The 22892-nt window shown below is 63.9% G+C and carries 27 protein-coding genes and 1 tRNA gene; 12 read left to right on the top strand and 16 right to left on the bottom strand.

Annotated elements, in window-relative coordinates; translation table 11 throughout:
- Window positions 1–118 precede the first annotated feature (118 nt).
- Window positions 119–212 (top strand) — tRNA-Ser (locus tag QA643_RS17975).
- A gap of 190 nt (window positions 213–402) precedes the next feature.
- Here QA643_RS17975 and QA643_RS17970 read toward each other — a convergent pair.
- The 8 genes from QA643_RS17970 to gatC form a co-directional block, all read right to left on the bottom strand.
- Window positions 403–669 carry a hypothetical protein gene (locus QA643_RS17970; RefSeq protein ID WP_283034415.1) on the bottom strand — a complete coding sequence of 89 codons (267 nt, stop codon included), beginning with the start codon at window positions 667–669 and terminating at the stop codon, window positions 403–405.
- Between the two features lie 325 nt (window positions 670–994).
- Window positions 995–1672 carry an HD domain-containing protein gene (locus QA643_RS17965; RefSeq protein ID WP_283034414.1) on the bottom strand — a complete coding sequence of 226 codons (678 nt, stop codon included), beginning with the start codon at window positions 1670–1672 and terminating at the stop codon, window positions 995–997.
- A 23-nt stretch (window positions 1673–1695) separates the two neighbouring features.
- Window positions 1696–2280, bottom strand: coding sequence for a helix-turn-helix transcriptional regulator (locus QA643_RS17960; protein WP_283034413.1), 585 nt, complete (start codon window positions 2278–2280; stop codon window positions 1696–1698).
- A gap of 1110 nt (window positions 2281–3390) precedes the next feature.
- The gene (gatB, locus tag QA643_RS17955; RefSeq protein ID WP_283034412.1) at window positions 3391–4875 is read right to left on the bottom strand and encodes an Asp-tRNA(Asn)/Glu-tRNA(Gln) amidotransferase subunit GatB; all 1485 of its coding nucleotides are present in this window, start codon (window positions 4873–4875) and stop codon (window positions 3391–3393) included.
- Window positions 4872–5165 (bottom strand): hypothetical protein, encoded by a 294-nt coding sequence (locus QA643_RS17950; RefSeq protein ID WP_283034411.1) that lies wholly within the window; start codon window positions 5163–5165, stop codon window positions 4872–4874. Before QA643_RS17950 ends, gatB begins: the two co-directional genes overlap by 4 nt.
- A gap of 2 nt (window positions 5166–5167) precedes the next feature.
- Entirely contained in the window at window positions 5168–6643 is a 1476-nt protein-coding gene (gene gatA, locus QA643_RS17945; protein WP_283034410.1) for an Asp-tRNA(Asn)/Glu-tRNA(Gln) amidotransferase subunit GatA, read from the bottom strand.
- Window positions 6640–6855, bottom strand: coding sequence for a hypothetical protein (locus QA643_RS17940; RefSeq protein WP_283034409.1), 216 nt, complete (start codon window positions 6853–6855; stop codon window positions 6640–6642). Before QA643_RS17940 ends, gatA begins: the two co-directional genes overlap by 4 nt.
- Window positions 6856–6885: 30 nt before the next feature.
- A complete protein-coding gene (gene gatC / locus QA643_RS17935) occupies window positions 6886–7173 on the bottom strand; it encodes an Asp-tRNA(Asn)/Glu-tRNA(Gln) amidotransferase subunit GatC (protein WP_283034408.1) in 288 nt (95 codons plus the stop codon).
- 371 nt (window positions 7174–7544) lie between these two features.
- Here gatC and QA643_RS17930 point away from each other — a divergent pair, with 371 nt between their 5' ends.
- From QA643_RS17930 to QA643_RS17920, 3 genes are all read left to right on the top strand, one after another.
- Window positions 7545–7709, top strand: coding sequence for a hypothetical protein (locus QA643_RS17930; protein ID WP_283034407.1), 165 nt, complete (start codon window positions 7545–7547; stop codon window positions 7707–7709).
- A 237-nt stretch (window positions 7710–7946) separates the two neighbouring features.
- Window positions 7947–8738 carry an alpha/beta hydrolase gene (locus QA643_RS17925; protein ID WP_283034406.1) on the top strand — a complete coding sequence of 264 codons (792 nt, stop codon included), beginning with the start codon at window positions 7947–7949 and terminating at the stop codon, window positions 8736–8738.
- Between the two features lie 36 nt (window positions 8739–8774).
- Window positions 8775–9656, top strand: a complete 882-nt coding sequence (locus QA643_RS17920; protein WP_283034405.1) for an MBL fold metallo-hydrolase — start codon at window positions 8775–8777, stop codon at window positions 9654–9656.
- 15 nt (window positions 9657–9671) lie between these two features.
- Here the strand turns inward: QA643_RS17920 and QA643_RS17915 are convergent, their stop codons facing one another.
- Together QA643_RS17915 and QA643_RS17910 are read right to left on the bottom strand one after the other, a co-directional pair.
- Complete coding sequence (locus QA643_RS17915) at window positions 9672–10748, bottom strand: nitronate monooxygenase family protein (protein WP_283034404.1); 1077 nt, start codon at window positions 10746–10748, stop codon at window positions 9672–9674.
- 37 nt (window positions 10749–10785) lie between these two features.
- On the bottom strand, window positions 10786–11760 hold the full coding sequence (locus QA643_RS17910; RefSeq protein ID WP_283034403.1) for a nitronate monooxygenase: 975 nt from the start codon (window positions 11758–11760) through the stop codon (window positions 10786–10788).
- Between the two features lie 103 nt (window positions 11761–11863).
- Here QA643_RS17910 and QA643_RS17905 point away from each other — a divergent pair, with 103 nt between their 5' ends.
- The 5 genes from QA643_RS17905 (at window position 11864) to QA643_RS17885 (ending at window position 14952) form a co-directional block, all read left to right on the top strand.
- Window positions 11864–12745 (top strand): LysR family transcriptional regulator, encoded by an 882-nt coding sequence (locus QA643_RS17905; protein WP_283034402.1) that lies wholly within the window; start codon window positions 11864–11866, stop codon window positions 12743–12745.
- A gap of 189 nt (window positions 12746–12934) precedes the next feature.
- Window positions 12935–13126, top strand: a complete 192-nt coding sequence (locus tag QA643_RS17900) for a hypothetical protein (protein ID WP_283034401.1) — start codon at window positions 12935–12937, stop codon at window positions 13124–13126.
- Window positions 13127–13140: 14 nt separating this feature from the next.
- Window positions 13141–13404: a PepSY domain-containing protein gene (locus QA643_RS17895; RefSeq protein ID WP_283034400.1), complete on the top strand. Its 264-nt coding sequence runs from the start codon at window positions 13141–13143 to the stop codon at window positions 13402–13404.
- A 130-nt stretch (window positions 13405–13534) separates the two neighbouring features.
- On the top strand, window positions 13535–14017 hold the full coding sequence (gene ruvX / locus QA643_RS17890) for a Holliday junction resolvase RuvX (protein WP_283034399.1): 483 nt from the start codon (window positions 13535–13537) through the stop codon (window positions 14015–14017).
- Window positions 14018–14019: 2 nt separating this feature from the next.
- Complete coding sequence (locus tag QA643_RS17885; RefSeq protein ID WP_283034398.1) at window positions 14020–14952, top strand: AEC family transporter; 933 nt, start codon at window positions 14020–14022, stop codon at window positions 14950–14952.
- On the opposite strand, the gene QA643_RS17880 is transcribed toward QA643_RS17885, so the two are convergent.
- The 6 genes from QA643_RS17880 to QA643_RS17855 all read right to left on the bottom strand — a co-directional run bounded on the left by QA643_RS17880 (window position 14949) and on the right by QA643_RS17855 (window position 19852).
- A complete protein-coding gene (locus QA643_RS17880) occupies window positions 14949–15416 on the bottom strand; it encodes a CPBP family intramembrane glutamic endopeptidase (protein WP_283034397.1) in 468 nt (155 codons plus the stop codon). The two genes, QA643_RS17885 and QA643_RS17880, sit on opposite strands and share 4 nt — an antisense overlap.
- A gap of 47 nt (window positions 15417–15463) precedes the next feature.
- Window positions 15464–15628 (bottom strand): hypothetical protein, encoded by a 165-nt coding sequence (locus QA643_RS17875; protein WP_283034396.1) that lies wholly within the window; start codon window positions 15626–15628, stop codon window positions 15464–15466.
- Window positions 15629–15753: 125 nt separating this feature from the next.
- The gene (locus QA643_RS17870) at window positions 15754–16530 is read right to left on the bottom strand and encodes a type II CAAX endopeptidase family protein (RefSeq protein ID WP_283034395.1); all 777 of its coding nucleotides are present in this window, start codon (window positions 16528–16530) and stop codon (window positions 15754–15756) included.
- Between the two features lie 132 nt (window positions 16531–16662).
- Entirely contained in the window at window positions 16663–18306 is a 1644-nt protein-coding gene (locus tag QA643_RS17865; RefSeq protein WP_283034394.1) for an acyl-CoA dehydrogenase family protein, read from the bottom strand.
- Between the two features lie 184 nt (window positions 18307–18490).
- The gene (locus QA643_RS17860) at window positions 18491–18904 is read right to left on the bottom strand and encodes a hypothetical protein (protein ID WP_283034393.1); all 414 of its coding nucleotides are present in this window, start codon (window positions 18902–18904) and stop codon (window positions 18491–18493) included.
- 129 nt (window positions 18905–19033) lie between these two features.
- Complete coding sequence (locus tag QA643_RS17855; protein ID WP_283034392.1) at window positions 19034–19852, bottom strand: M15 family metallopeptidase; 819 nt, start codon at window positions 19850–19852, stop codon at window positions 19034–19036.
- Window positions 19853–20002: 150 nt separating this feature from the next.
- Between QA643_RS17855 and QA643_RS17850 the strand changes: the two genes are divergently transcribed.
- From QA643_RS17850 to plsY, 3 genes are read left to right on the top strand one after another with little or no spacing between them, the layout of a single operon-like run.
- Window positions 20003–20956 carry an aspartate carbamoyltransferase catalytic subunit gene (locus QA643_RS17850; RefSeq protein ID WP_057861804.1) on the top strand — a complete coding sequence of 318 codons (954 nt, stop codon included), beginning with the start codon at window positions 20003–20005 and terminating at the stop codon, window positions 20954–20956.
- Between the two features lie 4 nt (window positions 20957–20960).
- Window positions 20961–22262: a dihydroorotase gene (locus tag QA643_RS17845; protein ID WP_283034391.1), complete on the top strand. Its 1302-nt coding sequence runs from the start codon at window positions 20961–20963 to the stop codon at window positions 22260–22262.
- A 36-nt stretch (window positions 22263–22298) separates the two neighbouring features.
- The gene (plsY, locus tag QA643_RS17840; protein ID WP_283034390.1) at window positions 22299–22889 is read left to right on the top strand and encodes a glycerol-3-phosphate 1-O-acyltransferase PlsY; all 591 of its coding nucleotides are present in this window, start codon (window positions 22299–22301) and stop codon (window positions 22887–22889) included.
- Window positions 22890–22892 lie beyond the last annotated feature (3 nt).

Genomic DNA, 22892 nt, shown 5'->3' with positions numbered 1-22892 from the left:
GAGAAAGCCTAGGACGGAGCGGCTACCGGCGGAAAATGCCCGCGCCTCTAAATAGCCTTGTCGTAATCTTCATCTGCCGCTTGCGGCTGGCCCTCGCGTCAGGCATATCCGCGCCTATGGAGCTGTGGCCGAGTGGCTGAAGGCGGCGGTTTGCTAAACCGTTATAGGCTTGTAAAGGCCTATCGAGGGTTCGAATCCCTCCGGCTCCGCCATCCCCCAAATTGTCCATCCCGGATACATAGGTAGCCTGCCCGGCGGACGGGTTGCTTCCTGACTGTCGAACAGGATTGAGACGCCGTGGCGCGATCCCACGTCTCGTGCGTTTTATTGGCCGTGCAAGCGATGACGCGCCCGGCCGGTATTTCCAAGATCACACGCCTGGTATTGTCAAACCGGCAATGATCAATGCGCCGTCATCCAGGCGCGCGCTTCGCGCTGCGCAGCGGCGATCTCGGCTTCCGACATCATCGCGGCGACCTCTCGGCGCATCGCGATCGCGTCAGTGCGCCCCTTCAGCGCGGCGAGATTGAACCATTTGTGGGCCGCGACCAGATTCACGACGCCCGAACGGCCGCTCGCCCAGTAAAGGCCGCGCTCGAACAGCACGTCGGAAACCGCCGTCGCTTCCACCGGAATGGCCGTGTCGAGATCGATCTGCCCCTGAAACATCTGTAGGTCCCCTTTTTATCGTTGCCGCCCTCCCCCGAGCGCGGCCCCCGTCCACTATCTGCTTGTCATCTCCAACGCCGTTTGCCGGTCTGTTGTTGAGGCGATCATGGCCGATCAAATTTGAAGGGCAGTTTAAGGTTCGCGATGAACGGGGTGTAAATGCGCATCCCGCCCGGTCGAGCGCAGAATCGCAGAAGTGCCTGCGGCACAAGCAGAAGTCGGAAATCGTGAAGACCGGTTTACCCTGCGGTTTCGCACAACGATAACCATTACCGGTGTGTGTCGTACTTCGCTCCGAACCCTTGAGCGGACCGTGCTTACCCGCTCAGGTTCCCGGCGCCGGTTTGAGCCAGCCTCGATCGACCGCGTCCTTGATGACCGCCTCCGCCGCGCTCCAGAGCGTCGGCGCACCTTCGGCAATACGGCAGGTCAACGCGCGCTCGCGCGCCTCGTCCACATCATAATCGGTCCAGGTACCGCCGCCGACCGCGTGGTTCAGCAGGACGGGCTGCAGGCGATCGACCGATTTGGCGAACCGCGCATCCGCCGTCGCTGCGGCCTCGAACTCCTGCCATAGCGCGAGCATTTCAGCGGCCTGCTCCGTCGGCAGCAAAGCGAACAGCCGGCGGGCGGCGACCGTCTCACGCGCCGCCTGCGTGGCGGTTCCGACCGCGTCGTACAGCAGCGTATCGCCACAGTCGATTTCGACGACATCGTGAATCAGGAGCATCGATATCACGCGAAGCAGATCAATCCGCTCCACCGCGTGAGGCGCCAGCACGAGCGCGAAGAGCGCGATATGCCAACTATGCTCGGCGGCATTCTCGCGGCGCGCGCCGTCGGCAATGCGGCTGCCACGAACGACGGACTTGAGCCTGTCGGCCTCGAGCAGGAAGCGAAGCTGCGAGGCGAGCGGTTCGGCAAGCTGTAGCGAGTCGAGGGGCGTGACGACGTGTTTCCAGGTCATGCCGCCAGCTTGAAGGAGCCCGCCGGCGGCCGCCACGCATAAGATATGCGCGCACCAAGCTAGACCGGCAGGCCGTCGGCCGGGCTTGTGACGAGCCGCGCCGGCGAGCCGTCGGACAGCAGGATGCGTTCCCAGATCTGCGCACCGGGTACGATACGCAGTTCGTCGAGGCCGTTAGCGTCTGTCACGAATGTCAGCGCGTGGGTCCCGTCGCGTTCGCCCCAGCCAAGCTCCGGCAATCGTGCCTCGGCGGATCGGATTTCATCGCTCGCATACCGCCACAGCGGCTGGCCGCGTAACTCGCTGGCAGCGCGCCGCCACTCGCGCTCGCGAGGACCGGAAGCGGCCAGCAGCCGATGGGTGAGATCGCAGACGAGATGGACGGGGCTCGCGGAGCCTTCGACAAGACGACGAAGCGCCGCGTCGCGCGCCGGATGGATGCGGGCGGAGACGAGATCGAGCAGCCGGGTTCGCAAGGCGCCCGCCGGCTTCAACTCACCATGCTCGATGCGGCTGACGGTCGACTGGGTTACGCCGAGCAGTTCGGCCGCATGCGCCTGCTTGATGCCGCGATGCCTGCGGACAAGCCTTAGCGTTACCGCGAGCGAGCAAGGGTCTTCTCGACGGACCTCGGCATGCGGCAAGCATACGCCTGACCCGGCCGCGGATTCAACGAACGAGGCAGCTAGAAGCGCCGCACGGGCCCGCGATGATGCAGGTCCCTGATGGTTGGGCTGGAGATGTCGGGGTTGGGAAGGATTGTGGGCCAGATGCCCGGAGGCGCGGCCATCGAAACGATCGGTTTCGGAAGCGGGTCGTTCCGGGGGAAGAATACGCCCCGAGGGAACGAGGGCGTCGGCGAACACGTCAGGACCAGATTTCATGTCGGGCCTTGGCCCGGTGAAATTGCGGATAGTTAAGGATACCCGCACCGAACGAAGAAACTCGTTTCTTCTGCCGGATCTTTTTGAAGTGCGATCCGACCGTTGACCTGATGTCTCGCCGACACCCTCTTTCGTCGACAGAGCCTTCAGACTTTCATCCGGGGCTCGTGTGACGTGCCGGCATCAAGCCGCCGGCAATTCTCAAAGAAGCGAAGTTACTTCTTCTTGGCGACCTTGCGGGTCTTCTTCGCAGTCTTCTTCACTGCGCTCTTCGCCTTCTTCGCCTTCTTAGCTTTCTTGGCCATGTTGCCCTCCAATGTGTGAGATGGCTTTAGTCTGCTGCGTGCATTCGGGAATCGAGATGCACTCCATTCCGAATACACCAACACGTTCAAAAAAACAGCGTCCCGCTTAAGGAAGTGTTGACACGGCGATGAGAGAGCGCGCGAAGCAGCGACATCGGCGACTTCACAACATGCTCGCGCCTTGATGCAAAAAGTGTCGCGACGAGACGCATCTGTATCAGTCGATTTTGCAGGAATCGCCTTTACTGCAGTGCTTTTTTGAATTCACGACAATGACGATCGATGCACGGTCAATGTCATAGCGACTCAGTGATGCCGCCAAAAAGCCGTGTGCACGGACTCTGAGTCGCAGGGTTTGGCAATAAAAAAATTTTCATGGTCACAGCGCTGAAGCCTCGCCGACGCGCACCAAAACGAACTTTCCGGACGAATCGCGACCGCCGATTCGGAAAGCTGCTTGCGGTCGCGACGCTCACGTTTTGGATCGCGATGACGATCGATGCACGCATGTGCGCATCGATCGCGACGTCGCCGATGTCGCAAGCGTGTCCCGTTACGGGACGATTCAGATGCCGAGCTTCGTCTTCAAGAGGTCGTTGACCGCCTGCGGATTGGCCTTGCCGCCGGACTGCTTCATCACTTGGCCGACAAACCAGCCGGCGAGCTGCGGCTTGGCCTTCGCCTGCGCGACCTTGTCCGGATTGGCCGCGATGATCTCATCGACCACCTTCTCAATCGCGCCGAGATCGGTGACCTGCTTCATGCCGCGCGTTTCGACCAGTTCGCGCGGGTCGCCGCCTTCGGTCCAGACGATCTCGAACAGGTCTTTTGCGATCTTGCCCGAGATCGTGCCCTCGCCGATCAGGCTGACGATCGCCGCCAGCTGCGCCGCCGATACTGGCGAATCCCCAATGCCATGGCCTTCCTTGTTCAGACGGCCGAACAACTCGTTGATCACCCAGTTGGCCGCGAGCTTGCCGTCGCGCGCCTTGTCGGCGATCCCTTCGAGCACGGCCTCATAGAATTCCGCGCTCTCGCGCTCGGCGACCAGCACGCCGGCATCGTAGGGCGACAGGCCGAGGCTCTCGATGAAGCGCGCCTTCTTCTGGTCCGGCAGTTCCGGCAGCTCCGCCTTCAGCTCATCGACATAGGCTTGCGTGAACTCGAGCGGCAGCAGGTCCGGATCCGGGAAGTAACGATAATCGTGCGCCTCCTCCTTGGAGCGCATCGAGCGCGTTTCGCCCTTGTTGGGGTCGAACAGGCGCGTTTCCTGATCAATCGCGCCGCCCTCCTCGATGATCTCGATCTGGCGCCGCGCCTCGTACTCGATCGCCTGGCCGATAAAGTTAATCGAGTTCATGTTCTTGATTTCGCAGCGGGTGCCGAGCGGTCCGCCGGGCTTACGCACGGAAACGTTCACATCGGCGCGCAGCGAGCCCTTCTCCATGTCGCCGTCGCAGGTGCCGAGATAGCGCAGGATCGAGCGCAGCTTGGTCACGTAGGCCTTGGCCTGCTCGGCATCGCGAATGTCGGGTTTCGAGACGATCTCCATCAGCGCCACGCCGCAGCGGTTGAGGTCGACAAACGTCATCGACGGCGACTGGTCGTGCAGCAATTTGCCGGCATCCTGTTCCAGATGCAGCCGCTCGATCCCGATGGTCGCCGTCTTGCCGCCATCGAGCTCGACCGTGACCTCGCCCTCGCCGACCACAGGCGACTTGTACTGGCTGATCTGGTAGCCCTGCGGCGAGTCCGGATAGAAATAGTTCTTGCGATCGAACACCGAGCGCAGGTTGATCTCTGCGTTGAGACCAAGCCCGGTGCGCACGGCCTGCCGCACGCATTCCTCGTTGATCACGGGCAGCATGCCCGGCATCGCCGCGTCGACCAGCGACACATGGCTGTTGGGCTCGCCGCCGAATTCGGTCGAAGCGCCGGAGAACAGTTTTGACGTCGAGGTGACCTGGGCGTGCACCTCCATCCCGATCACGACCTCCCAGTCGCCGGTCTGGCCCTTGATCAGTTTGCCCTGTCTGACTGACGCGTTCATGCTTTTCCACTCCCGAGCAGCGCGGATACGATCCGCTCCCATTCGGCTTCCAGAGAATCCTTCGCGACCGGCTGGCCCGCCTGCCGGTACCAGTAGCCGGCATTGCCGAGATCGCCTTCGACACGGTGCAGATAGGCGTGCACCCAGGCGGCATCGGCGCCGGCTTCGTCCTGCACGATCTTGTGCGCCCGATCCCAATCGCCCTTGGCCGCCCACCACAGCGCAGCCAGCGGCGGTTCCAACCCCGATGCGGGCGTCGCGTCCGTGAGGCTGGCGCGGAAATCGGCCATCGCTACCACCAGCGTTGCGGCGTAAAGCGACCGGCCGCCTGCTCCACGACCGCGCCGAGCGAGAACAGCGTCTCCTCGTCGAACGGACGGCCGATCAGTTGCAGGCCGAGCGGCAGGCCCTGCGCGTCCTTGCCGGCGGGCACGGCAATGCCGGGCAGCCCCGCCATGTTCACCGTCACCGTAAAAATGTCGTTGAGATACATCTCGACCGGATCGGCACCGCCTTTCTCGCCAACACCGAACGCCGCCGACGGCGTCGCCGGCGTCAGGATCGCACTGACACCCTTGGCGAAGCAGTCCTCAAAATCCTTCTTGATCAGCGTACGGACTTTTTGCGCGCGCAGATAATAGGCGTCGTAATAGCCGGCGGAGAGTACGTAAGTGCCGATCATGACGCGCCGGCGCACTTCATGGCCAAAGCCTTCGGCGCGCGTGTTCTCGTACATGTCGATGATGTTGCGCCCCTGCTCGCGCAGGCCATAACGCACGCCATCGTAGCGCGCGAGGTTGGATGAGGCTTCCGCCGGCGCCACGATGTAATAGGCCGGCAGCGCGTATTTGGTGTGCGGCAGCGACACCTCGACCAGCTCGGCGCCAGCCGCCTTCAGCCATGCCGCGCCCTCGGTCCAGAGCTTTTCGATCTCCGCCGGCATGCCGTCGAGGCGATACTCCTTGGGGATGCCGATCTTCATGCCCTTCACGGATTTGCCGATCGCGGCCTCATAATCGGGCACGGCAATATCGACTGATGTCGTGTCCTTCGGATCGTGGCCGGCCATCGAGCGCATCAGGATCGCGGAATCACGCACCGTGCGCGCGATCGGGCCCGCCTGGTCGAGCGAGGATGCGAACGCCACGATGCCCCAGCGCGAGCAGCGGCCGTAGGTCGGCTTGACGCCGACGGTCGCAGTAAAGGCGGCGGGCTGGCGGATCGAGCCGCCGGTATCGGTCGCGGTCGCGCCCATGCACAGCAATGCCGCTACGGCGGACGCCGAGCCGCCGGAGGAGCCGCCCGGCACCAGCGTGGTGTTGGAGCCTTCGCGCCGCCACGGGTTGACCACTGGGCCGAAGCACGAGGTCTCGTTCGACGAGCCCATCGCGAACTCGTCATTGTTGAGCTTGCCGAGCATGACAGCGCCATCGCGCCAGAGCTGCGATGTCACCGTGGATTCGTAGGGCGGCACGAAATTGCCGAGAATCTTCGAGCACGCGGTGGTGCGCACGTCTTTCGTTGCGAACAGGTCCTTGATGCCGAGCGGAATGCCGGCGAGCGGGCCGCCCTCGCCCTTGGCGATCTTCGCATCGACCGCGCGCGCCATGTCGCGGGCCTTGTCGGGCGTTTCCAGCACGAAGGCATTGAGCGAGCGCGCCGCTTCGATGGCGGCAAGATGCGCATCCGTCAGTTCAAGCGAGGTGAAAGACTTAGCCGCGAGGCCCTCGCGGGCCTCCGCGATCGTCAGAGATGTCAGGTCGGTCATTTATTGATCGGGCTGCAGAAGAAAGGAGAAAGCGTCTTGTCGTTGGCGGGACTATTCGATTCCTGGGCACGCGCCTTGTCCGCGGCCTCGAGCTGATCGAGCACGGCATCGACAGACTTGTCGGGATCGGCAGCCTTGCCCTGCCGCTCCATCGCGTCGAGGTAATTCATGTAGGCCTGATAGGCCTTTTCATCGTCGCAGAGCAGACACATCGGACTTCCGATCTCAAGCAAGGATAGGGTTTATTCCACCACCTTCGGCACCAGGAAAAAATGGTTTTGCGTTTCCGGCGCATTCCCCACGATGTCGTCGGGAATTTCGCCGTCATTGACCACGTCGGCCCGCTTCTTCATTTTCATCGGGGTCACCGAGGTCATTGGCTCGACGCCGTCGATATTCACCTCCGAAAGCTGCTCCACAAAGGCCAGCATGGCGTTCAACTCGCTCTGCAGGTGGGGAACCTCGGCGTCGGTGACCGCAATCCGCGCCAGATGCGCGATGCGGCGAACGGTAGCGGCATCAACGGACATTAATATAGGCCTCAAACGGAGATTTCGCACCTGCCGTATAGCAGAGGCCGCTTTTGCGCCGCAACCGGTGGGAACAGCCTGCAGCGGCCCCTCGGCGTCCCTGTCCCAACAGACAAGTTTTCGTGTGCGAGGCGCCGATTCCCTCGCAAAAACGCCTGACGAAACCATTTCTAGCCCATGACGTAGTCGTCCTGAAACAGACGGGGAATGTAGTCGCGGCCAGAACATCGGGAGGCCGTGTCATGTCGACCATCGAAAATGACAATGCCGGGTCGGAAAGCTGGGATCCCGCCCTGTGGTCCATCGGGACCGTGCTCGGTATCGCGATCGTCTATCTCGTCTGTTTGACCTGACCGAACGGGAGCAGAGCCATGTCCCAGGCTAAGATCCTGCAAGAAAAGGCGGAAATGTTCGAACGCCGCGCCGAAAGCGCGACCGATCCGATCTCCAGGCAGCATTACAAGGAGATGGCCGCGCATTACCGGTCGCTGGCGGCGGAACATCTCGACGTCAGACGCGACGAGCCGGCGCATTAGCAGCCAGAAGCACCAGGCGTTCGAGCAGCCCGGCTGGTTCGGAGCCCCGCTATCCGTGCGCCTTGGTCGCGCCGGCCATGCGGCTCGCCCATCGCCTAAAAATCGACCTCCACCTGCTCCCTTCACGATTTGAGATTCATACCGCCTTCGCTATCGTGGACCTCGTATCTTGAGGTCGACGGGCCCTCGCTCGCCGGGTGATAACAAAAAAGATCAAAAGGATACCGGGAGCGAAGCATGGATTTCGTCGAAGCCAATGGCGTCGCCCTGCGCTGCGAACTGAGTGGCGCCGGCGACCGCACGCTGGTGCTGGTCCATGAAATGGGCGGCTCGCTCGAAAGCTGGGACGAGGTCGCGTCGCGCTTCGCCGGATCCCGCCGCGTCCTTCGTTATGATACCCGCGGCGCCGGCTTGTCGCAGAAGGTCCGTGGCGAGCTTACTCTCGATACCATGGCCGGCGACATCGCTGGCCTGCTCGATCACTTCGGCATTGCGGGCAAGGTGGCACTGGCAGGCATTGCCGTCGGCGGTGCGATCGCCCTGCATTTCGCCGCCCGTTACCCGGCGCGTACCAGCGCTGTCGCGGTCGGCAGCCCGGCCACCGGCATCGCTGCGGAACGCCGGGCACCCGCCCTCGAACGCCTCGCCAGGATCGAGGCCGCCGGCATGGCCGTCGCGGTCGAGGATGCCATGCTGAATGGCTACGCGCCGGAGCTTCGCGGCGACGTCGCCCGGTTCGAGCGATTCCGCAGGCGATGGCTCGGCAACGACCCCTCGAGCTACGCGACGATCTGGCGAATGCTGGCGTCGGCGGACATGCAGGACGACCTTGCCCGGCTGAACTGTCCGGTCCTCGTGATCGGCGGCAACCTGGACCGCGTCCGCCCGCCGCCGCTGGCGCAAGTCGTGGCCAAGACCATTCCCGGCGCCCGCTACACGGAGATCCGCACCGGCCACTACATGGCGGTGCAAACCCCCGATCTGCTGTTCGAGACGATCGATGACTTCCTGCGATCGGTCGGCGCCTGACCGAACCCGTCCCGCTCATGCCGCGAGGTTTTCCCAATGCATCCGCAGCCCGCACAGCAGATTGCCGGCGTTTATCATCGCCGCATCGGAGACATCGTCATCACCGCCATCAGCGACGGCTATCTGGACGGCACGCTCGACGTGATGCGCAACGTCGATCTCGAACAGGCGCGCAAAATCCTTACCGACGCTTTTCGTCCGGCGCGGCGAACCAGCGTCAATACCTTCCTGATCCATTCCAAAGGCCGCATGGCGCTCGTCGACACCGGATCGGGCAACTATCTGCAGCCGACCGCCGGCTTCGTGCAACGCAGCCTCGCGGCAGCCGGGATCGACCCTAAAGCGATCGATACGGTTCTGCTGACCCATATGCACCCCGATCATTCCGCTGGCCTGGTCGACATGTCGAACGGGCAGCTCCTGTTTCCGAACGCCGAGCTTGTGATGCACGAGAACGAGCTGGCGCATTGGTTCGACGACGGCGCGATGGCCAGGGTCGACGAACGATCGGCAAAGCTCTATTTTCTCGCCGGGCGTGAGCAGGTCGCGCCCTACAAGAACAGGACGCGGCTGTTCAGCGAGGGCGAGGTATTCCCCGGCGTCACCGCCGTGCCCAGCCTTGGACATACGCCCGGCCACACCGCCTATCTGATCGCGTCAGGCAACGAGCAGCTGATGATCTGGGGCGACACGGTGCACGTGCCGGAAGTGCAGACCGCATTTCCGGAAGCCGGCATGGCCTTCGATACCGACCTCGCTGCGGCTGCGGCCTCACGAAAACGCATGTTCGACCGCGTCGCCACCGATGGCATCCTGATCGCCGGAATGCATCTACATTTCCCGGCATTCTCGCACCTCGCGCGGCGAGGCAGCGCCGCCTACGCGCTCTATCCCGAAGCCTGGGTCCACGCGCTGTAGCGGCAGGTGCCCGCCCTACCCGCCCAGCGCAGCCAGCCGCGCCAGCGCAGCGCCTGCCAGCGAGCGGGTGAGTTCGGCTGCCGGCATCTCGCGCCCCAGCCGTATCGCCTGCCCGGCCCAGAGGTTGGTGAAATCGACCTTGCCGAGCTTTTCGGCCGCGGCCTTCAGCGGTCCGAGCGCGGTGGCGGCATGCGGGAATGCCGGCGCGTCCGGCGAGATCGGGCCAACCTCGCGCATGACGCGATTGGCGACCCCGCGCGCGGGCCGGCCGGTCATGACGTTGGTGATCACGGTGGAATCGTCGTGCGCCTGGGCCAGCGCGGCGCGCACAGGTCCGCTCACCTTGGATTCCGGACAGCGCAGATAGGCGCTGCCGATCTGCACGCCGGAGGCGCCGAGCGCGAACGCCGCCGCAATGCCGCGCCCGTCGGCGATGCCGCCGGCTGCGATGACAGGCACCTTCACCGCATCGACCACCTGCGGCACCAGTGCAAAGGTGCCGGGCTGCTCGGATATGTTGTCGGTCAGGAACATGCCGCGGTGGCCGCCGGCCTCCGCGCCCTGTGCGATGATGACGTCGGCGCCGTTCTCCTCCAGCCAGATCGCTTCCTTCACGATGGTCGCCGACGACATCACGATGGCACCGGCCGCCTTGACGCGTTTGACCAGCGCGGCATCCGGCAGGCCGAAATGGAAGCTGACGACTTTCGGCCTCAATTCCTCCACCACCGCGCACACTGCCTCGTCGAACGGCGCACGGTTGGCGGCGCTGATCGGGGCGGCAGGATCGATGCCCAGCTCCTTGTAGTAGGCGCCGAGCCGCGCCTTCCAGCCGGCCTCGCGCGCGGGATCGGCATCAACCGTCTTGTGGCAGAAGAAGTTCATGTTGACCGGCGCAGACACGCGCTGGCGGATGATGTTGACCTGCTCGCGGGCCTTCTCGGCGGTGAACATCGCGCAGGGCAGCGAGCCCAGCGCCCCGCCCTGCGCCGCCGCGATCACCAGCTCGGCATCCATGATGCCCGCCATCGGCGCCTGCACGATCGGAAATTCTGTCTTGAAGAGGTCGATGATCCGGCGGTCTGGCCACATGGTTTCTGCTCGCTTGTGAATTGAAGGTGGATGGAAATCAGGCAGCGACGGAGTTGCGCCGTCCGCTCAATATCTGCTCCGCCTCGCTAATGATCCTGCCGACGATCACGGCCGCCGGCGGAATGTCATGGATCAGCCCTGCGGATTCACCGGCGAAGACGGCGGCGACATCAAAGTTGCCGGCCGCTTTCGCTGCGGCATAGTCCGCCGCAATCTGCTCCGCACGCTGCATCAGCTCGATCTCGCGGCCGGTCCAGGCTCGCACATGGTCGTTGATCAGCGAGCGCGCGGTGAATGGCGCCGGCCACAACAGCTGTCGCGACCAGTCGAACACCACGCCGCGCACCGTCTCGCCGCTGTTGGCCGCACATATCAATTGCTTTGCCCGCTCGGCGCCGTCGGCCTCGACGCTCGCATAGAAGCGCGTACCCATCAGCACGCCCGACGCTCCCAACATCAGCATCGCAGCCAACCCTCGCCCGTCGGCAAGACCGCCGGCGGCGACGACCGGGACGCGTCCGGCCGCCAGATCGACGATCGCAGGCACGATATCGAGCGTGGTCCGCGAGGCGCCGTGTCCACCCGCCTCGGTTCCCTGCGCAATCAAAACGTCGGCGCCGGCATCGAGCGCTTGACGCGCCATCTCCTCGTTCTGGACCTGGCAGATCAGCAACGTACGCGCCGCCTTGATCTTTGGCGCGAATGGCGCGGGATCGCCGAACGACAGCATGATCGCGCACGGATTGGCGTCGAGCGCGATATCGAGAAGTTCGGGTTTCTGCGCAAGGCTCCAGGTGATGAAGCCGATGCCGAACGGCCCGGCAAAATCTTTCAGCTTTGCGCTCTCGGCTTCGAGCCTGGCGCGATCTCCATAGCCGCCGCCAAGGATGCCAAATCCGCCGGCTTCACTCACCGCCCGGGTTAGCCGGCTGCCTGAGATCGTATCCATCGGCGCCAGCAGGACCGGATGTCGAATGCCCAGAAGTGCCGTCAAATCGGTGCTGATCGGCATGCGCTCGCTCCCTCGTCTGGACAGCGATCCTAATCCGATCTACCCTTCTATAAAAGTGAATACTAGAGAATGCTACGATCTCTAAAATGAAACGATACGCATCATGGAATTGAGCGACCTCCAGACCTTTTCGGCCGTCGCGCGGCTCGGCGGCATCACCCGCGCCGCCGACGAGCTCAACACCGTGCAGTCCAATGTCACCCAGCGCGTCAAGGCGCTGGAAGCCGAGATCGGCACCACTTTGTTCGAGCGGCACAGCCGCGGCATGACGCTGACCGGCGCGGGCCGCCGCCTGCTGCCCTATGCGGACCGGATGGCGGCGCTGTCGCGCGAGGCGCTGCTCGCCGCGCGCGACGACGGCGAGCCGAAGGGACCGCTTGCGATCGGCTCGATGGAGACGACGGCGGCTGTCCGCCTGCCCGCTTTGCTCGCCGAATTCCATCGCCGCTTCCCGGCTGTGCAATTGAGCCTGCGCACCTCGACAACGGCCGAGCTCGTCGCCGGCGTGCTCAACGGCACGTTCGACGGCGCGTTTGTGGCCGGCCCGATCGAGCACGCCGAACTCAATGCGACCGTCGCCTTCCGCGAAGAACTGGTGCTCGTCACGGCGCGGCGCTGGCAAAGCCTTGCCGCTCTGCGCGCGGGCACGCCAGGTTCGGGCCCGACCGCGCTAGTGTTCCGCACCGGCTGCACCTACCGCCAGCGGCTCGAGCAGGTGTTTTCGGAATTCGGCTGGCCATCGGCCACGCGGTTCGAGCTCGGCACGCTTGACGGCATGGTCGGCTGCGTTGCCGCTGACATGGGCGTGACGCTGCTGCCGCGCGCCGTGGTCGAACGCAATGACAGCGTCAATGTCCACGCGCTGAGCCCGGCGCAAGCGCGCGTCGAGACGCTCTTCATCACCCGCCGCACCACTCACCAATACAGCGCCCTGCAGGGCTTTGCGTCCTGCCTGAACGTCCATGGCGAGGTCATCGCCGCCTGACATACCAGTGTTGCTCGGCCAGCCGCGCTTCAAGGGCGGCGTGCAGAGCATGATCAACCCGGTTACGATCCGGTAACACCCATCGCGAGGGAACGGTGCGGCATCTTCCGAGTTGCCGCACGTGATCTGCGCCGTAGCTGAGCTTCCAGCCAGCCGGCCGCCCCTCTCAGTTGCCTGGGCGAAGCGACGATGAAGGAAACCAAATTCTTTCGAAAGCAGGCCGACAAGGCTGAACGCATGGCGAGGTCCGCCTCGGACGAGCAGGTCGCGGGCAGTTTTCTGAATATGGCGCGTGGCTACCGGGCCCAGGCCGAGGTTTTGAAGACCGAGAAGAAAGCCAAAAAGAAGCGTCGCCAGTTCCCGGCAACGCCCGGGAGATAGCCAGGGAGATCGCCATGAACAAATTCATTGCTGCTGGTTTGGCTGCAGTCTTTGCTGCAGGCTCTTCAAACGTCGCATTGGCTGACCAGCCCGCGGCCGACTGGATGCCGGCGCAGCAGGTCATCGAGAAAGTCCTCAACGCGGGCTACACCCAGGTCACCAAACTTGAAGTCGACGATGGGCGCTGGGAAGGCGAAGGCATGAAGAACGGTCAGAAAATGGAATTTCACGCCGACCCCAGGACCGGTGTCATTAACTTTGAAAAGCCCGACGATTGACGCAGCCGCCCGATCGGCGGCGCGATTGAACCGCACCTGAAACCCAGGCGATACCAGACGTGACGTTCTCGCATGGACGCTGCGCCGCCATCCGCTTTGCGCGCATCACGCGCCGGTGGTATGCGACGTCATGCCCGCCCCTATCCTCCCCCTGATCGATGCCGTCACGCATTGGCCCGCGCGTGGCGCCCTGATCGGTCTCGATCTCGGCACCAAGACCATCGGCGTCGCCGTGTCCGATCCCGACCGCAGGCTCGCGACCGGTGTCGAAACGATCCAGCGCAAGGCCTTCAAGGCCGACGCCGCGCGGCTATTGGCAATATCGGGCGAACGCCATGCGGCCGGCTTCGTGCTCGGCCTGCCCATCAACATGGACGGCAGCGAGGGGCCGCGCGCGCAGTCGACCCGCGCCTTCGCCCGCAACCTCTCCAACCTCACGGACCTCGCGATCGGACTGTGGGACGAGCGGCTTTCGACCGCGGCCGTCGAGCGCGAACTGATCGGGATGGACGTCTCCCGCGCCCGCCGCGCCGACGTGATCGACGAGCATGCCGCGATCTTCATCCTGCAGGGTGCGCTGGACCGGCTCAAGAAGCTGCGCGGAGACGCATAGGAATGGCGGTCGTCATCGCGGCCCTGCTGCCGGTATTTTTTCTGATCGTGCTCGGCTTCATCCTGAAGCGGACACTGATGCGGCTCGACACCCATTGGCACGGGCTGGAGCGGCTAACCTACTACGTGCTGCTCCCGGTCTTTCTGATCCAGACTTTGGTCAAGGCCGATCTGAGCACGGTGCCAGTTGGCGGCGTCGGCGGCGCGCTGCTGCTGTCGGCGCTCGCGGTATCGCTGCTGTGTCTGGCGCTGCGCCCGCTGCTCGCGCGCGCCGCTATAGATGGTCCGGCGTTCAGCTCGATATTCCAGGGCTCAACACGCTGGCAGACCTATGTGGGGCTCTCCGTCGCCGGCAGTCTGTTCGGCAATCTCGGGCTGGCGATCGCATCGGTCGCGATGATCGCCATCGTACCGCTGGTCAACGTGCTCAGTGTGACCGTGCTGGCCCATTACGCGTCGCCGGAAAAGCGCTCGGCCGGTTCGATCGTCCTGACGGTGGCGGGCAATCCCCTGATCTGGGCCTGCGCCGTCGGGCTGGCGCTCAACGTCACCCACATTCCGCTGCCAAAACTCTGGCACGAGGTGGCGGACGCTCTCGGCCGTTCCTCCCTCGCCATCGGCCTATTGGTGACTGGCGCCGGCTTGCATCTCGAAGGCCTGTTCAGGCCAAGCCTCGCCGCTGGCGTCGCAGTGTTCCTCAAGCTGGTGCTGATGCCGGCGATCGCCGTCGCCCTGGCGTTGCAGTTTGGCGTAACTGGCTCCAACCTCGCCGTCGTGACAATTTGCTCAGCGGTCCCGACCGCATCGAGCGCCTACGTGCTGGCGCGGCAAATGGGCGGCGACGCCCCGCTACTCGCCCAAATTATCACGCTGCAGACCATCCTAGCCGCGGTGACGATGCCGATCGCGATTGCGGTGGCGACGACGGGGACCTAGGCGTACAGCCTTGACGTGAAGAAAATGAACATATTCAAGCCTGAGTGAACGACCACCGCCAGCCAGGTTGAACCGCTGCGCCAACGAAACGTGCAGAGCACGAGACCCACAACGAATATCCATAAGCGGCCCGACCAATCGTATTGGGTGTGATACATCCCCCACAACGCTGACGTCAGCACAATAGCGCCGATCGGACCGAGAAAGGATTCCGACCAGCCGCGAAACATGAAGCCGCGGAAGACGAATTCTTCCATGATCGGCCCGGCGATGCAGCCGCCGATCAGCAGGACGAGCAAACCGCCTGCTCCCTTGACCGTGAAAAGCGGATTGGCCGACTGTCCACCGGACCACAGCACCATCTGCGCCAGCACGAGGATGACCGCGACTGCGAAGGAGCTCATAAGTTCGTCGTGGCTTGGCCAATTCAGCGCGAGATATTCGGAGAACTGCCGGCCCGCCATACGTATCGCGACCCAAAGCACTGCAAGGGTTGGCGGACAGGCGACAATCAAGGCAGCGCCATACCAGCCCCCTGCATCGCGAACTCGTCAAGCTGCGCGAGAGAGAATGCTTCAGCGCCATCCCGTGTGACCAGAATGATGAAGATCAGCGAAAGCCCTGATGTAAGCCCGAAGACCGCATAGGCGACCAAGGCGACAAACGTGGTTTCCATGAAGTCCCAGGTTTTGGGCGCTTGCGCCGTCAGTGCGACCGGACGATTTCGATCACGAGAATCCTGCATCGCCTGGCAACAACCTCACGGCGCGAATGGGGTTAACTTCTACCCCATACCAGCGATCAGCCCGCTAGCCAAAACGTTTGGATCGTCGCGGCCAGATTGTTGATGCCGTGCAGGACGATCGTCAGCCAGGTCGAGCCCGTGCGGTAGCGGAGGTATCCCAGCAGAAGTCCGATCGAAAACACCTCGCCGAAGAAGAACCAGTCGTACTGCAGATGCAGCGAGGTCCAGGCCAGCGACGACAGGAAGATGGCGCCGGCGACGCCGAGTTTTGATTCCGACCAGCCGCGGTAGAGGAAGCCGCGGGCAAAGATTTCCTCCCACATCGGCGCCGCGACGGTAAACGCGATCACCAGCAGCCACAGCGCGCCGTCGGCCTGTGCGGACTTCAGCACCTCGCCCATGAAGCCCGACGTCACCTCACGCCCGAGCGCCCGCGACAGCAGGTCCCAACCGCCGACCAGGATGGCGAGCGCCGCAAGACCGATGAAGAAATTGCGCCATGAGGTCAAGCGCAGGCCTAGATAGTCGGTAAAGGATATCCGGGTCGGACGGATCGCGACCCAGGTCGCCAGCAACACGGCGGGTAATCCGAGGATCACCGAGAGCGAGATGGTGAGGCCGCCACCAACGACCCGGATCGCCTCGGCGACATCGAATGATCCGCCTTGGCGCAGCACGAAATAGATGATGACCGCAAGCTGCCCGAGGAACATGGCGGCGAAGATGAACAGGCCCCACAGCGCGGTGCCCCAGAATTTCCAGACGCGTGGCGGCCGCGGATCGGAGGTAGCTGGCTGGGCTGCAACCGCAGTTGCTGACGTAAGTGAGTCCATCAAACGATTCTCGTGACTAGGGAGACTATCTCTCGTCGTCATACCCGGGCTCGACCCGGGCATCCACGTGGCCGCGGCCAGGAAGAACGTGGATGGCCGTGACAAGCCCGGCCATGACGGCTGATGTTGTGGTCAAGGCAGCACCCGCTCCAGCAGGCCGCGAATATCTTCGGGAGCGAGATCAACCGCGCCATACATGCCGGCGTGATTGCCGGCAAGCCGCGTGGCCGCGAACAGTTCGGCATGGCGGGGCGATACCGCATTGAGTGCGGCTGAGGCCGCCAGTAGCGCTAGCTTCTCGACCGCCAGCCGCGCCACACGTTCGTTGTCCGGCCGGCAGAATGCCTTGCCGATGAAGCTGGTTGCTTCGACCGCGCCCGGCAGGCCAAGCGTCTCGCCGGTCAGCTCATGCACGATGCCGGCCGCCGCCTCCGGCTCACGCGACACCGCGCGGAGCACGTCGAGGCACATGACATTGCCCGAGCCTTCCCAGATCGCGTTCACCGGGGATTCCCGGTAATGCCGCGCCAGAATGCCCTCCTCCACATAGCCATTGCCGCCGAGGCACTCCATCGCTTCATAGAGAAAGGCGGGCGCGCTCTTGCAGACCCAGTATTTGATGGCGGGCGTCAGCAGCCGCATATAGGTGGCTTCCCTGGTATCGAAAGGCGAACGGTCGAACGAACGGCACAGCCGCATCACCAGCGCGACCGTTGCCTCGACATGCAGCGCCATGTCCGACAACACCGCCTGCATCAGCGGTTGATCGGCAAGGTGTTTTTGGAACACGCTGCGATGCCGCGCATGATGCAGCGCATGCGCAAGGCCCGAGCGCATCAGTCCGGCGGAGGCGATCGCGCAGTCCTGCCGCGTAAGCTGCACCATCTGGATGATGGTGCGGATGCCCTTGCCCTCGGCGCCGACGCGCTCGGCATAGGCGCCGTGAAACTCGACCTCGGACGAAGCATTGGACCGGTTGCCGAGCTTGTCCTTCAGCCGCTGGAACCTGATCGCGTTGACCGCGCCGTCGGGCGTGAAGCGGGGCATCAGGAAACAGCTCAGGCCCTCCTCGGCCTGCGCCAGCACCAAGAAGGCGTCGCACATTGGCGCCGACATGAACCATTTGTGGCCGGTGATCTGATAGGCATTTCCGTCGCGCTCCGCCCACGTCATGTTGGAACGCACGTCGGTGCCGCCCTGCTTCTCGGTCATTCCCATGCCGAGCGTCATGCCGCGCTTGGTCCACCACGGCGCAAAGGCCGGATCGTAGGACCGCGTTCCCAGCACGGGCATCACCCGGGCCAAGAGATCCGGCTGCTCCGCCAGCGCGGCGACCGAGGCCCGTGTCATGGTGATCGGACAAAGATGCCCGGTCTCGACCTGCGCGGCGATGTAGAATTTTGCCGCGCGTATCACTTCCGACGCGCCCCCCGCCGGCTTGCCCAGGGACGTCCAGGTCGAATTATGCACCCCGGCATGCGCGGAGTGCGCCATCAGCTCATGATAGGCCGGATGAAATTCGACCTCGTCACGGCGATGGCCCCTCGAATCGAAGGTGCGCAGTTTCGGCGTGTTCTCATTGGCGAGACGGCCCCGCTCGGCCATCGCCGCCGAGCCCCAATGTCTGCCGAATTCAGACAATTCCTCCTCAGCGGCAGCGCCGCCATTGGCAGCGACAGCGTCAACCAGCGGCCGGTCGGCCGCATAGAGATCGACATCGCAGAAGGGCGGCGACTGGTTGAAGACCTCGTGGGTCGCGAACGTTGCCTGGCTCATGTCTGATCCTGGAACCTGTGAATCATTTTCCCGGCGTAATCGAGAAATCATAGGCCGGCTTGCCCGCCGAGGGCAGCGAAAAAACGATTACTGCTAGATGGTCATGCCTGGGGCATGGCGCCCGCGCCGTATACGCCGCCAATCGTTCGCGCGGGTGCCGTACGATGCCGGGCGGCAGCGCAGGTCAGATCGCGCGCGTCTTGTCCGCCTTGGTCTTGGAAGCCAGAACCGGAAGGACCTCGCCGGCGCGCAGCGGCCGGCCATTGGGGAAGCTCGACATCTCGAGGCTCGATGTATGCGTTGCGCCATCGACCGGGGAGATAAAGGCAAAGCGAATCTCGATCTTGTGCTTGACCGTATAACCCTGCCACTTCGGATGCTCGCGCGTCAGGACTTGCGCAAGTTCGCAACGCAAGAGGTCGGAGGTCGACGTCGTCTTTGTGATTACCTCACGCGTGACTTTTTCCATGTAGCATTGCTCGTTGACGGCGCTGATGCGCGCATCGACGCGCTTGAAATTTACGCGCTTGTCATACTGGTCGTAGGCGGCGAAGCCGGCCACGCCGACGGCAGCAATTAAAATGCCTGCGAGACGCATGCCTTGTGCTCCTCGTGTTGCCCGTACATCGCGTGTCGGCAATTAAGGAGTGTTCAACGAGCGCTCAACTACTTTTGCGATGGCTAGCGTCGTCTTGCGAAAATGCTTTGGATTTGAGCAAATCCTGCACTATCGCCGCTGTATCGGGAAATCATGGGCCTGACCGCCTGCTCCAGGCAGCGAGAAGTGCCACCATTCCTTCGAATAGTTCACAAATCCGCGCCGCGCCATCACCAGAACCAGCTTCTCCCGCCAGCGGCGCTGGAGTGCCGTGATGGATTTCGCCGATGTGTTGGCCTTGACGTCGGAGCAATCATAGCCGGTGCCCATGTCGACACTGCCCTCCGGCGCGCGCAGGTTCACGTTGGCGGTACAGTCGGCGTAGCCCTTGCCGGGATCGAAGACGCCCGAATTGTCGGCCTTCAGATCGACCAGTGTCAGGTCGAGCGCGGCCCCGGTGGAATGGCCGGAACGCGCGGCGATATAGCCTAAGCGAAACAGGTCGGCCTTGCTGAACGAGGGATTGTAGCGCTTCTGCGCCGGCGTTTCCTTGCCGTCGCGCGACCACGCCACCATGTCGGCCACCGCGCGCGCCGGGCGGTAGCAATCGAACATCTTCAGCGACAGGTTCTGCAGCGCGAGCTCTTGCTGCACGCTCTTGAGCAGCAGGCCGACCTCGCGCTTCACCACGCATTCGGCGGCCTGATATCCGCGGAGCGGACGGCCAACGAAATTGTTGGCGCTGGCGTAGCGGATGTCCTGGATGATGGAGGGATCGATATCGCGCAGGTAGACGAATCCGCCGGGCAGCTTTTGCGCGTGTGCGGTGGTGCTCGCAGCGTAGATGGCTGCGAACACCAGGGCGAGCGCCGCGCGCCTTACCGCACCGCTGCCGGACATTGTCAGCGCCGCGAAGTTGATCCGGTTGGAGTGAGCGAAATCCCGCACTTTCTTCGTGGCTCCGATGCCCCTCGCTCACCCTAGCGGAAAACCACCTCCGGGGAACACCGGCCGGCCGCGGAAGCCCTAGTGGATAAGTCCGGCAGGCGGATTTGAGGCTTGCCCTGCCCGGCATCTGCACCTATAGCTCTGGCTTTAATGACCCCTATATCGAAATCGACATTCGTCCTCGGGCACCGGCATCTGCTGGGAATCGAGGGGCTTTCCGCTGCCGACATTACCGGCCTGCTCGACCTTTCCGAGGAATATGTCGAGCTCAATCGCCAGGTGGACAAAAAGCGCACCTCTTTGCGCGGTCGCACCCAGGTGAACCTGTTTTTCGAGGCTTCCACCCGCACGCAATCCTCGTTCGAGCTGGCCGGAAAGCGGCTCGGCGCCGACGTCATGAACATGTCGGTATCCTCGTCCTCGATCCGCAAGGGCGAGACGCTGATGGACACGGCGGTGACGCTGAACGCCATGCACCCGGATATCCTGGTGGTGCGGCATCACGCCTCCGGCGCCGTGGAACTGCTGGCGCGCAAGGTTGACGGTTCCGTGATCAATGCCGGCGACGGTGCCCACGAACATCCGACGCAGGCACTGCTGGATGCGCTGACCATCCGCCGTAACAAGGGCCGGCTCGAAGGGCTCGTGATCGCGATCTGCGGCGACGTGATGCATTCACGGGTGGCACGCTCCAACATCCTGCTGCTCAACACCATGGGCGCCCGCGTCCGCGTCGTCGCTCCCTCCACGCTCCTGCCGCGCGGCATCGAGCGGATGGGCGTCGAGGTTGCGCGCGACATGCGCGAGGGCCTCAATGGTGCCGACATCGTGATGATGCTGCGTCTGCAGCGCGAGCGCATGAATGGCTCGTTCGTGCCGTCGAGCCAGGAATACTTCCACTATTTCGGCCTCGACCAGAAGAAGCTGTCCTACGCCAAGCCGGACGCGCTGGTGATGCATCCGGGTCCGATGAACCGCGGTGTGGAGATCGACTCGCTGGTGGCGGATGGCGCGCAATCGCTGATCCGTGAACAGGTAGAAATGGGAGTGGCGGTGCGGATGGCGGTGCTCGAAGCGCTCGCCCGCAACCTGCCGAATGCGTAACATCATGCTGACAGAACGCCGCCCGATCCTGCTGGCCAATGCCCGCGTCGTCGATCCCTCCAGGGATTTTGACGGCCCCGGCGACGTCTTGATTGCCGACGGCACGATCCGTGACAGTAAGCGTGGCATCGGCGCGGCCGGCGTGCCCGAGGGCACCGACATCATCAACTGCGCCGGCAAGATCGTCGCGCCCGGGCTGATCGACATGCGCGCCTTTGTCGGTGAGCCCGGCGCCAGCCACCGCGAAACCTTTGCCTCCGCCAGCCAAGCGGCGGCCGCCGGCGGCATCACCAGCATCATCTGCCAGCCGGATACTTCGCCCGTCATCGACAATTCGGCCACCGTCGACTTCGTGCTGCGCCGCGCCCGCGACACCGCCATCGTCAACATCCACCCGATGGCGGCGTTGACCAAAGGCCTGCGCGGCGAGGAGATGACCGAGATCGGGCTGCTCAAGGCGGCCGGCGCGGTTGCCTTCACCGACGGCGACAAGAGCGTCACCAATGCCCAGGTGATGCGCCGCGCCCTCACCTATGCGCGCGACTTCGATGCGCTGATCGTGCACCACACCGAGGACCCCGACCTCGTCGGCGAGGGCGTGATGAACGAGGGCGAGTTCGCCGCAAGGCTCGGCCTGGCCGGCATTCCTAATGCCGCCGAAGCGGTCATGCTCGAACGCGACATGCGCCTGGTCGCGCTGACCGGCGGGCGCTATCACGCCGCCTCGCTGTCCTCGATGGAGTCGCTGGAAATTCTGAAGCGCGCCCGCGAGGCGGGGCTCGACGTCAGCGCCTCGGTGTCGATCAACCATGTCACGCTGAACGAAAACGACATCGGTCCCTACCGCACGTTCCTGAAACTGTCGCCGCCGCTGCGCACCGAAGAGGATCGCACGGCGCTGGTTGCCGCCGTCGCCTCCGGCCTGATCGATGTGATCATGTCCGACCACAATCCGCAGGACGTCGAGGTCAAGCGACTGCCGTTTGCCGAAGCGGCCTCGGGCGCGGTCGGGCTGCAGACCATGCTGCCGGCGGCGCTGCGGCTTGTTCATAACGGCGAGATGGATTTCAAGACGCTGATCCGGGCGATGTCGACCCGCCCGGCCGAACTGCTCGGTCTTCCCGGCGGCACGCTGCGGGCCGGTTCCCCGGCCGATGTCATCGTCATCGATCCCGATACGCCCTGGATCCTCGATCCGGCCGACCTCAAATCGCAGTGCAAGAACACCCCGTTCGACGAAGCCCGCTTCTCGGGACGCGTCGTGCGTACTATCGTGGGCGGCCGCACCGTCTATGAGCACGTCTAGTGCCCGGTATACGCTGCCGCGATAGGAGCCACGTCGATGTCTGATGCATTGCTCATCGTCGCCTTCCTGATCGGCTATCTTCTCGGCTCGATCCCGTTCGGCCTGGTGCTGACCAAGCTCGCCGGCACGGAGGATTTGCGCTCGATCGGCTCCGGCAATATCGGCGCCACCAACGTGCTTCGCACCGGCCGCAAGGGCCTCGCCGCGGCAACGCTGATCGGGGACGCGCTCAAGGGCACGGTCGCGGTCGTCATCGCGGGTTATCTGGGCGGCGCCAATGCAGCAATGCTCGCGGCGCTTGGCGCCTTCCTCGGCCACCTCTTTCCGGTCTGGCTGAAATTCCAGGGCGGCAAGGGCGTTGCCACCTACATCGGCGTCCTGATCGGCCTGTTCTGGCCGGCCGCCGTGATCTTCTGCCTGATCTGGCTGGCGACCGCCCTCACCTCGCGCTATTCGTCGCTGTCGGCACTGATCGCCGCCTTCGTGACGCCGCTATTCCTGTGGTGGTTCGGCCACCCCGCGCTGGCCTCGCTGTTCGTTGTCCTGACGCTGCTCTTGTTCTGGAAGCACAGCGAGAACATCAAGCGGCTGCAGGCGGGCACCGAGGGGCGGATCGGAGCGAAGTAGGCT

Origin of the sequence: Bradyrhizobium sp. CB3481 (genome assembly GCF_029714305.1) — a bacterium.
Taxonomy (GTDB): Bacteria; Pseudomonadota; Alphaproteobacteria; order Rhizobiales; family Xanthobacteraceae; genus Bradyrhizobium.
The sequence above is the reverse complement of the archived record's forward strand: the minus strand, read 5'-3'. Positions and strand labels throughout refer to the sequence as shown.

Excerpts from the sequence above, each read along its gene's own strand:
- QA643_RS17930 (WP_283034407.1), top strand. The coding sequence starts at position 7,545 with ATGTCCCAGGCTAAGATCCTGCAAGAAAAGGCGGAAATGTTCGAACGC.
- QA643_RS17845 (WP_283034391.1), top strand. The coding sequence starts at position 20,961 with ATGCTGACAGAACGCCGCCCGATCCTGCTGGCCAATGCCCGCGTCGTC.
- gatB (WP_283034412.1), bottom strand. The coding sequence starts at position 4,875 with ATGAACGCGTCAGTCAGACAGGGCAAACTGATCAAGGGCCAGACCGGC.
- QA643_RS17950 (WP_283034411.1), bottom strand. The coding sequence starts at position 5,165 with ATGGCCGATTTCCGCGCCAGCCTCACGGACGCGACGCCCGCATCGGGG.
- QA643_RS17870 (WP_283034395.1), bottom strand. The coding sequence starts at position 16,530 with ATGGACTCACTTACGTCAGCAACTGCGGTTGCAGCCCAGCCAGCTACC.
- gatA (WP_283034410.1), bottom strand. The coding sequence starts at position 6,643 with ATGACCGACCTGACATCTCTGACGATCGCGGAGGCCCGCGAGGGCCTC.
- QA643_RS17875 (WP_283034396.1), bottom strand. The coding sequence starts at position 15,628 with ATGGAAACCACGTTTGTCGCCTTGGTCGCCTATGCGGTCTTCGGGCTT.
- QA643_RS17915 (WP_283034404.1), bottom strand. The coding sequence starts at position 10,748 with ATGTGGCCAGACCGCCGGATCATCGACCTCTTCAAGACAGAATTTCCG.
- QA643_RS17850 (WP_057861804.1), top strand. The coding sequence starts at position 20,003 with ATGACCCCTATATCGAAATCGACATTCGTCCTCGGGCACCGGCATCTG.
- plsY (WP_283034390.1), top strand. The coding sequence starts at position 22,299 with ATGTCTGATGCATTGCTCATCGTCGCCTTCCTGATCGGCTATCTTCTC.
- QA643_RS17880 (WP_283034397.1), bottom strand. The coding sequence starts at position 15,416 with ATGGCGGGCCGGCAGTTCTCCGAATATCTCGCGCTGAATTGGCCAAGC.
- QA643_RS17925 (WP_283034406.1), top strand. The coding sequence starts at position 7,947 with ATGGATTTCGTCGAAGCCAATGGCGTCGCCCTGCGCTGCGAACTGAGT.
- QA643_RS17885 (WP_283034398.1), top strand. The coding sequence starts at position 14,020 with ATGGCGGTCGTCATCGCGGCCCTGCTGCCGGTATTTTTTCTGATCGTG.
- QA643_RS17865 (WP_283034394.1), bottom strand. The coding sequence starts at position 18,306 with ATGAGCCAGGCAACGTTCGCGACCCACGAGGTCTTCAACCAGTCGCCG.
- QA643_RS17970 (WP_283034415.1), bottom strand. The coding sequence starts at position 669 with ATGTTTCAGGGGCAGATCGATCTCGACACGGCCATTCCGGTGGAAGCG.
- gatC (WP_283034408.1), bottom strand. The coding sequence starts at position 7,173 with ATGTCCGTTGATGCCGCTACCGTTCGCCGCATCGCGCATCTGGCGCGG.
- QA643_RS17920 (WP_283034405.1), top strand. The coding sequence starts at position 8,775 with ATGCATCCGCAGCCCGCACAGCAGATTGCCGGCGTTTATCATCGCCGC.
- ruvX (WP_283034399.1), top strand. The coding sequence starts at position 13,535 with ATGCCCGCCCCTATCCTCCCCCTGATCGATGCCGTCACGCATTGGCCC.
- QA643_RS17910 (WP_283034403.1), bottom strand. The coding sequence starts at position 11,760 with ATGCCGATCAGCACCGATTTGACGGCACTTCTGGGCATTCGACATCCG.
- QA643_RS17900 (WP_283034401.1), top strand. The coding sequence starts at position 12,935 with ATGAAGGAAACCAAATTCTTTCGAAAGCAGGCCGACAAGGCTGAACGC.
- QA643_RS17940 (WP_283034409.1), bottom strand. The coding sequence starts at position 6,855 with ATGTGTCTGCTCTGCGACGATGAAAAGGCCTATCAGGCCTACATGAAT.
- QA643_RS17860 (WP_283034393.1), bottom strand. The coding sequence starts at position 18,904 with ATGCGTCTCGCAGGCATTTTAATTGCTGCCGTCGGCGTGGCCGGCTTC.
- QA643_RS17895 (WP_283034400.1), top strand. The coding sequence starts at position 13,141 with ATGAACAAATTCATTGCTGCTGGTTTGGCTGCAGTCTTTGCTGCAGGC.
- QA643_RS17905 (WP_283034402.1), top strand. The coding sequence starts at position 11,864 with ATGGAATTGAGCGACCTCCAGACCTTTTCGGCCGTCGCGCGGCTCGGC.